At 68.0% G+C, this 6,125-nt stretch carries 5 protein-coding genes; all 5 read left to right on the top strand.

The genetic code is table 11. The annotated features are described in order from the left end of the window. Nucleotides 1-124 precede the first annotated feature (124 nt). Nucleotides 125-2,770 (top strand): bifunctional uridylyltransferase/uridylyl-removing protein GlnD, encoded by a 2,646-nt coding sequence (locus V3572_RS04055; protein WP_332109698.1) that lies wholly within the window; start codon nt 125-127, stop codon nt 2,768-2,770. A gap of 76 nt (nt 2,771-2,846) precedes the next feature. Further along, complete coding sequence (locus tag V3572_RS04060; protein ID WP_332109699.1) at nt 2,847-3,509, top strand: peroxiredoxin; 663 nt, start codon at nt 2,847-2,849, stop codon at nt 3,507-3,509. Nucleotides 3,510-3,703: 194 nt separating this feature from the next. Further along, entirely contained in the window at nt 3,704-3,925 is a 222-nt protein-coding gene (locus tag V3572_RS04065; protein ID WP_332109700.1) for a hypothetical protein, read from the top strand. Nucleotides 3,926-4,224: 299 nt separating this feature from the next. Then, nucleotides 4,225-4,830, top strand: coding sequence for a YkgJ family cysteine cluster protein (locus V3572_RS04070; protein WP_332109701.1), 606 nt, complete (start codon nt 4,225-4,227; stop codon nt 4,828-4,830). Further along, nucleotides 4,827-6,125, top strand: a 1,299-nt coding sequence (locus tag V3572_RS04075) for a transglycosylase domain-containing protein (RefSeq protein ID WP_332109702.1), incomplete at its 3' end; no start/stop codon positions are given. The genes V3572_RS04070 and V3572_RS04075, both read left to right, overlap by 4 nt.

Consider the following 6,125-nt stretch of genomic DNA (forward strand, 5'->3'; position numbering starts at 1 on the left):
CGTCGGTCATGGCCCAGGCGGATTTCCGGCTCGGGCTGCTGCGCGAGCTGCTGGCGAGAAACCGGTACGGGGCGCAGGCGGGCGTGCTCCACCGGAGCGAAGCCGTCGGAGGCCAAAAGCACCCATGACCATTCCCGATCATCTGCCCCAGAGCGCCCGGGCCTTCGCGGCCTCGCGGCAGGCCCTTTTCACCGATCTCGACGCCGGGAGGACCGGGGTCGGATTCGTGGCCGCCCTGTCGGACCTGGCTGACCGCTATTTCGGCGAACGGCTGGCCGAATACGGCCGCGATGCCGGGGGGCGGAGGGAATTTTCCCTTGTGGCTGTCGGCGGCTACGGGCGGCGGGAGCTGTGTCCTTTCTCGGATCTGGACGTGCTGCTGCTGTTTCCCGGAGAGCCGCCCGGGTGGGCCGGGGAACTGGCCCGGTTTCTGTTTTTCCCCCTGTGGGATCTGGGTCTCGAGATCGGGCATGGGGTGCGCGGCGTGGACGCCTGCCTGGAATTGGCCAAATGCGACCATCAGGTATTGGCCTCGTTTCTGGACGCCCGGCATCTGTGGGGCGACGCCCGGATCTTTGCGGCGCTCGACACGCGCCTGTCCCGGGAGGTCTTTCCCGAGCGGCGGGCGGCCTTCGCCCTGTGGCTGGCCGAGGCCAACATCGGCCGGGGCCGGGTGCATGGCGAGGCCGGGGCGCTCCTGGAGCCGCAGCTCAAGGAGGGCCTGGGGGGGCTTCGCGACGCGCATCAGGTGCGCTGGCTGTCGCATCTGGCCGACCTGGCCGGGGGCTACGAAGCCCCGGCGGCCGAGGCGTTTGCGGCCTTGTCCCGGGATGCGGCGTTTTTGCTGGTGGTCCGCTGCCATCTGCACCGCATCGGCAACCGCAAGTCCGACAAGCTGCCCTTCGAGGTCCAGGAGCGTATCGCCGAGCGGCTGGGGTTTACGGCAAAAGACGGGGCGCTCGGGGTGGAGGTGTTTTTGGCCGAGCTGTTGCGGCGCATGTCCCGGGTGGAAAATCTGCGCGAGGCCTTGTGGCCGGGGCTGGCCGTGGCCCTGGGGGCCCTGTCCGACCGCCCCCCGGAGGTGGTGGGCGACGGCGTGGCCAAGGGGCCGGCCGGGCTGGATTTCGCGCCGGGGCTGACCGACGCCCAGGCCTTTTCCCGGTTGTTTCTGCTTTTCGGCACGGCCGTGCGCACGGGCGAGCCCCTGGCCTTTTCCGCCCTGCGCCGGGCCAGGGAACTGGCGGATCGGCACGGGGACAGGCTGCGCGTCGACCCGGCCTCCCTGGCCTCCCTGGTGGGTATCCTGGCCGCCGACGCCTCGGGCCGGGTGGCCGAGGCCCTGTTCGAATCCGGGGTGCTCTCGGCCATGCTCCCGGAATTCGACCGGGTGGGGCATCTGGTCAAATTCGACCTGTACCATGTGCATCCCGTGGGCCGACACAGCCTGGAGGCCGTGCGGCGGCTGGCCGAGGCCGGGGCCTTTCCCGAGAGCCGCTACCATGCGCTGCTCACCAGCGTGGCTCACCTGGACCGGTTGATCCTGGGCGCGCTGTTCCACGACATCGGCAAGGGACTGGGCGGGGAGCACGCCGAGAAGGGGGCGGGCATCGCCCGGACGACCCTGGCCCGGTTCGGCGTGGACCCAGGGACCGTGGAGGAAGTGGCCTTTCTGGTGCGCGAACACCTCTATCTGGCGGACACGGCCTCGCGCCGCGATCTGTCCGACCGCGACGTGGCCGCCGCCTGTGCGGCCCGGGCCGGGACCATGGACCGCCTGAACATGCTTTTGCTTCTGACCTACGCCGATGCCCGGGCCACGGGGCCGTCCGCCTGGACGGGCTGGAAGGAAAGCCTGGTCTGGGAACTGTACCGCCGCACGGCCCGGATGCTGGCCGAGGGCAATCTTTTCGACGAGCACGACGCCGGACGCATGCTGCGCACCCGGGACCGGGTGCGGGCCGCCGCCCGGGGGATGATGCCCGAGGCCGAAGTCGAGGCCTGCCTGGACCAGATGCCGCCACGCTACCTGATCGCCCTGGATGCCGCCGAGATCACGAGGCACCTGGGGCTGGTGGCCCGGTTGCGCCAGGAGGCCAGGGAGCTGGCGGTGCGTCTGCCCCGGGGCCGGGCCGGGCCGGAAGGGGAGGGGCCTGCCGGATATGCCCCGGGCGCCGTGGTCTTGGAGGCCCGGCCCGCGCCCGGAGGGGCCGGGCATGAGCTCACGGTGGCGGCCATGGAGACGCCGGGGCTTTTCGCGGTCCTGGCCGGGGTTTTGGCCCTGCATGACGTGAACATCCTGTCGGCGGAGGTGTTTTTGTGGGGGGACGGCACGGCCATCTACGTGTTCGGGGTGTCGGACCCGCCGGACGCCTTGTATGCCGAGGAGTTGTGGACCCGGGTGGGGGGGGCGGTGCGCTATGCGCTTTTGGGCAGGCTGGCCCTGGAATACCGCCTGGACCAGAAACGCCGGTCGCCTCTCACCTGCCGACAGGGACAACCGGGCGGGCCGGTGGCCGTGCAGGTGGAGAACCAGACCTCGGCCCTGTATACGCTCATCGAGATTTCGGCCCCGGATCGCGTGGGGCTTTTGTACGACATCGCCCATGTCATGGCGGGCCTGCGCCTGGAGGTGCGGCTGGCCAAGGCGGACACCCTGGGGGAACGGGCCCGGGACGTGTTTTACGTGCGCGGGGCCGACGGCAAAAAGATCGAAGACGCGGGGCAGGCTCAGGAGATACGGGCCGCGCTCATGCACCGGCTGGGCTGTTGACGCCGCCCGGGCCCGCCGGATACACGACACATCATGAGCTTACACCGCCGCCCGGCGGCCATTTGGGAGGTTATCCATGGACCAGGCCGAATCCTGCGACGCCATGCCGCGTATGCCCCGCATCGGCGAGCCAGCCCCGGCTTTCGAGGCCGAAACCACCCAGGGCGATCTGCGCCTGGACGATTACGCCGGAAGCTGGCTGGTCTTTTTCTCCCACCCGGCGGATTTCACCCCGGTATGCACCACGGAATTTCTGGCCTTCGCCGAGCTGTATCCGGCGTTTAAGGAAAACGGCTGCGAACTTTTGGGCCTGTCCACGGATTCGGTCTATTCCCACATCGCCTGGGTCCGGAGCATTGAGGCCGTCTTCGGGGTCAGGATCGCCTTTCCCATCGTGGCCGACGCCGGACGCGAGGTGGCCCGGGCCTACGGCATGATCATGCCTGCCGAGTCGAGCACCGAGGCCGTGCGCACGGTGTTCGTCATCGACGACCGCCAGGTCGTGCGCGCCGTGCTTTCCTATCCCATGACCACCGGCCGAAGCGCGGACGAGATTTTGCGGCTGGTGCAGGCCCTGCGGGCCACGGACAAACACGGTGTGGCCACCCCGGCCGGTTGGCTGCCCGGAGACAAGGTCATCGTGGCCCCGCCGCGCACCCAGGAAATGGCCGAGGAACGCGTGAAGGCCGGTGATCCGGATTGCCGGGACTGGTATTTCTGCCTGAGAACCCCGGGGTAACGGCGCGATCCGACGCGACGTCTCGTGACGAAGCGACGCGTCCGCCTGGGGCATGGCGTCCGAATCACGCCGCCCCACGGCCCGGCGGTCGCCGCAGGGGCCTTGCGGCGAACGAAAGCCTACCCGCCGGGGGCGTTTTTCGTCATCGCGACCGAAATCCGCCCGGCGGCGAATCCAAGGGAGCGCCACCTGTCATGGCCTGCGTCAAACCAAACGGCGAACTGACCCCGGCGGCCCTTGAGGTCTTGGCCCGCCTCGTCACCCCGGCCACGGACCAGGATGTGGCTGCGGCCGTCGCCCGGCCCGTGCATCAGGCCCGGGCCATCCTGCGCGAACTGATCAAGATCGATCTGGCCCTCCGCGACGGCGACCTGTACCGGATCACCCCGGCCGGGCGGACCCGGCTTGGCGGGTAACGCCGGAGTTGGAACCGGCGCGGGTGCTGTCCCGGAGATCGGTATCTTTGACAAAAAGCGCAACAAGCCGGAAAAGCGGTTGTTTCTTCCAGAAAGCACAGGGGTGTTTGGGCAAGGCCGTGGCGTCAGGCGGGTTGGGCGGACACGAGACTGGACGCCGGAACGAATCGGCATTACCTCCCAGGCACGGGCATAACGACCGGCGGTCTGCATTGTGCAATCATTTTTGGCGTGGTCGGCTGCCGCACCCGGAAGACCCGGGGCGGCGGGGCGTGAATATGAGCGGGAATGGAGGCGGGGTGGACGTATACGAGGAGGCCCCGGCCGGGGACACCGCGCGCGGCCAGGCGTCTATCTGCGCCCGGTGCGCCGGGCTCGGGCCCACCTGCTGCGAGATGTCGCCCGGACAGGAGGAGGCCTGCTTTCCGGTCTCGGACCTGGAGCGGCAGCGCATCAGCGACCATGTGGCCCTGACCCGGGGCGGGTTCGTGGAAGAGACGAATTCCCGGGCCTTCGTCGCCAACCTGCATCGGCTCTTTCCCCGGGAACGCCGGGTGGTGGACGCCCTGTTCCCGCCCAAGGGAACGCATCTGCGCCTGTCCACCGATGCTCGCGGCCGGTGCCAGTTTTTGACGGGCGCGGGGTGCGTCTTGCCAAATGAGGTGCGCCCGTATTATTGTCGTGTCTTTCCGTTCTGGGTCGTGTCCGGGCGATTGACCGTCTTCGCCCCGGGAGGTTGTCTGGCCTGCCGCGAGGGCCGTTCCGTCGCGGGGATGCTTGCAAGCCTCCAGGTCCGGGCGGAATTCCTTCTTGATCTACACTGCCGGTTGCGGCTGGCCTGGGGTTTTCCTCCTGAGGAGGGCATGGCCTTCGTCACCCCCGCCCTAGCGAGATTCCATCCGTGAGAAAACTGTTCATCGTGCTGCTTGTCCTGCTTGTCCTTGGCGCCCTGGCTGGCGCCGCAGGCGTGGTCGGTCTGTATTTCTGGGCCTCCGAGGATCTGCCGGGGTTTCGCAAGATCACCGATTACCGGCCGCCCCTGGTGACCACGGTCTATGCCCGCGACAACCAGGTTCTGGGCTACCTCTATTCGGAAAAGCGTTTCCTGGTCACCCTAAGCGAAATGCCCGAGTTTCTGCCCCGGGCCTTTCTGGCCTCCGAGGACGCCGCCTTCTACCAGCACGAGGGCGTGGATCTGGGGGCCATCTTCCGGGCCATGCTGCGCAACCTCCAGGCCGGCGGCATCAAGCAGGGCGGCAGCACCATCACCCAGCAGATCATCAAACGCCTGCTTCTGACCTCCGAAAAAAGCTACCAGCGCAAGCTCAAAGAGGCCATCCTGGCCTACCGCCTGGAAAAATACCTGACCAAGGACGAGATCCTGACCATCTACCTGAACCAGATCTATCTGGGTTCCCGGGCCTATGGCGTCGAGGCCGCAGCCCGCACCTATTTCGGGGTCCACGTCAAGGATCTGACCATCGCCCAGGCCGCGCTTCTGGCCGGTCTGCCCCAGGCCCCCACCCGCTACAGCCCGTTTCGCGACTTCGAATCGGCCAAGGCCCGGCAGAAATACGTGCTCGGGCGCATGCTGGTCCAGGGCTGGGTCACCCAGGAGGAGCACGACAAGGCCCTGGCCGAACCCCTGGTTTTTAAAAGCATGCCCGACCCGTCCTGGCAGATCGCCCCCTATTACCTGGAAGAGGTCCGCCGGGAGCTCATCGACCGTTTTGGCGAGGACATGGTCTATTCCGGCGGACTGCACGTGTACACCGCCGTGGACCTGCGGCATCAGGAATACGCCACGCGGGCCCTGCGCGAGGGCTTGACCGCCTCGGAGCGGCGGCGCGGGTTCAAACCCCAGGTCGAACACCTGGACAAGGCCAAATACGACGAGTTTCTGGCGGCCAGCGACATGCCCGAACGGTCCCTGACCACCGGGGCCTGGGCCAAGGTTCTGGTGACCGAGGTCACCCCGGCCGGGGCCACGGCGCGCTTCGGGGACAAGACCGGCTACATCGCCACGGAGAACATGAACTGGGCCAAGGGGCGCCTGTCCCCGGGCGATGTGCTGTGGACCACGATCATGGCCGCACCGGGCGAGGCCCCGGAGCCGAAGCCCGGGCCCGCAGCCAAGGCCGGGCAGGCACGAAAAAACACGTTTCATTTCAACCCAAACGGGCATCATCCGATTGCAAGA

Source organism: Desulfolutivibrio sp. (genome assembly GCF_036584575.1).
In the GTDB taxonomy this organism is placed as follows: domain Bacteria; phylum Desulfobacterota; class Desulfovibrionia; order Desulfovibrionales; family Desulfovibrionaceae; genus Desulfolutivibrio.

Coding starts and splice junctions, on each gene's coding strand:
- V3572_RS04055 (WP_332109698.1), top strand. CDS start 125: ATGACCATTCCCGATCATCTGCCCCAGAGCGCCCGGGCCTTCGCGGCC.
- V3572_RS04060 (WP_332109699.1), top strand. CDS start 2,847: ATGGACCAGGCCGAATCCTGCGACGCCATGCCGCGTATGCCCCGCATC.
- V3572_RS04065 (WP_332109700.1), top strand. CDS start 3,704: ATGGCCTGCGTCAAACCAAACGGCGAACTGACCCCGGCGGCCCTTGAG.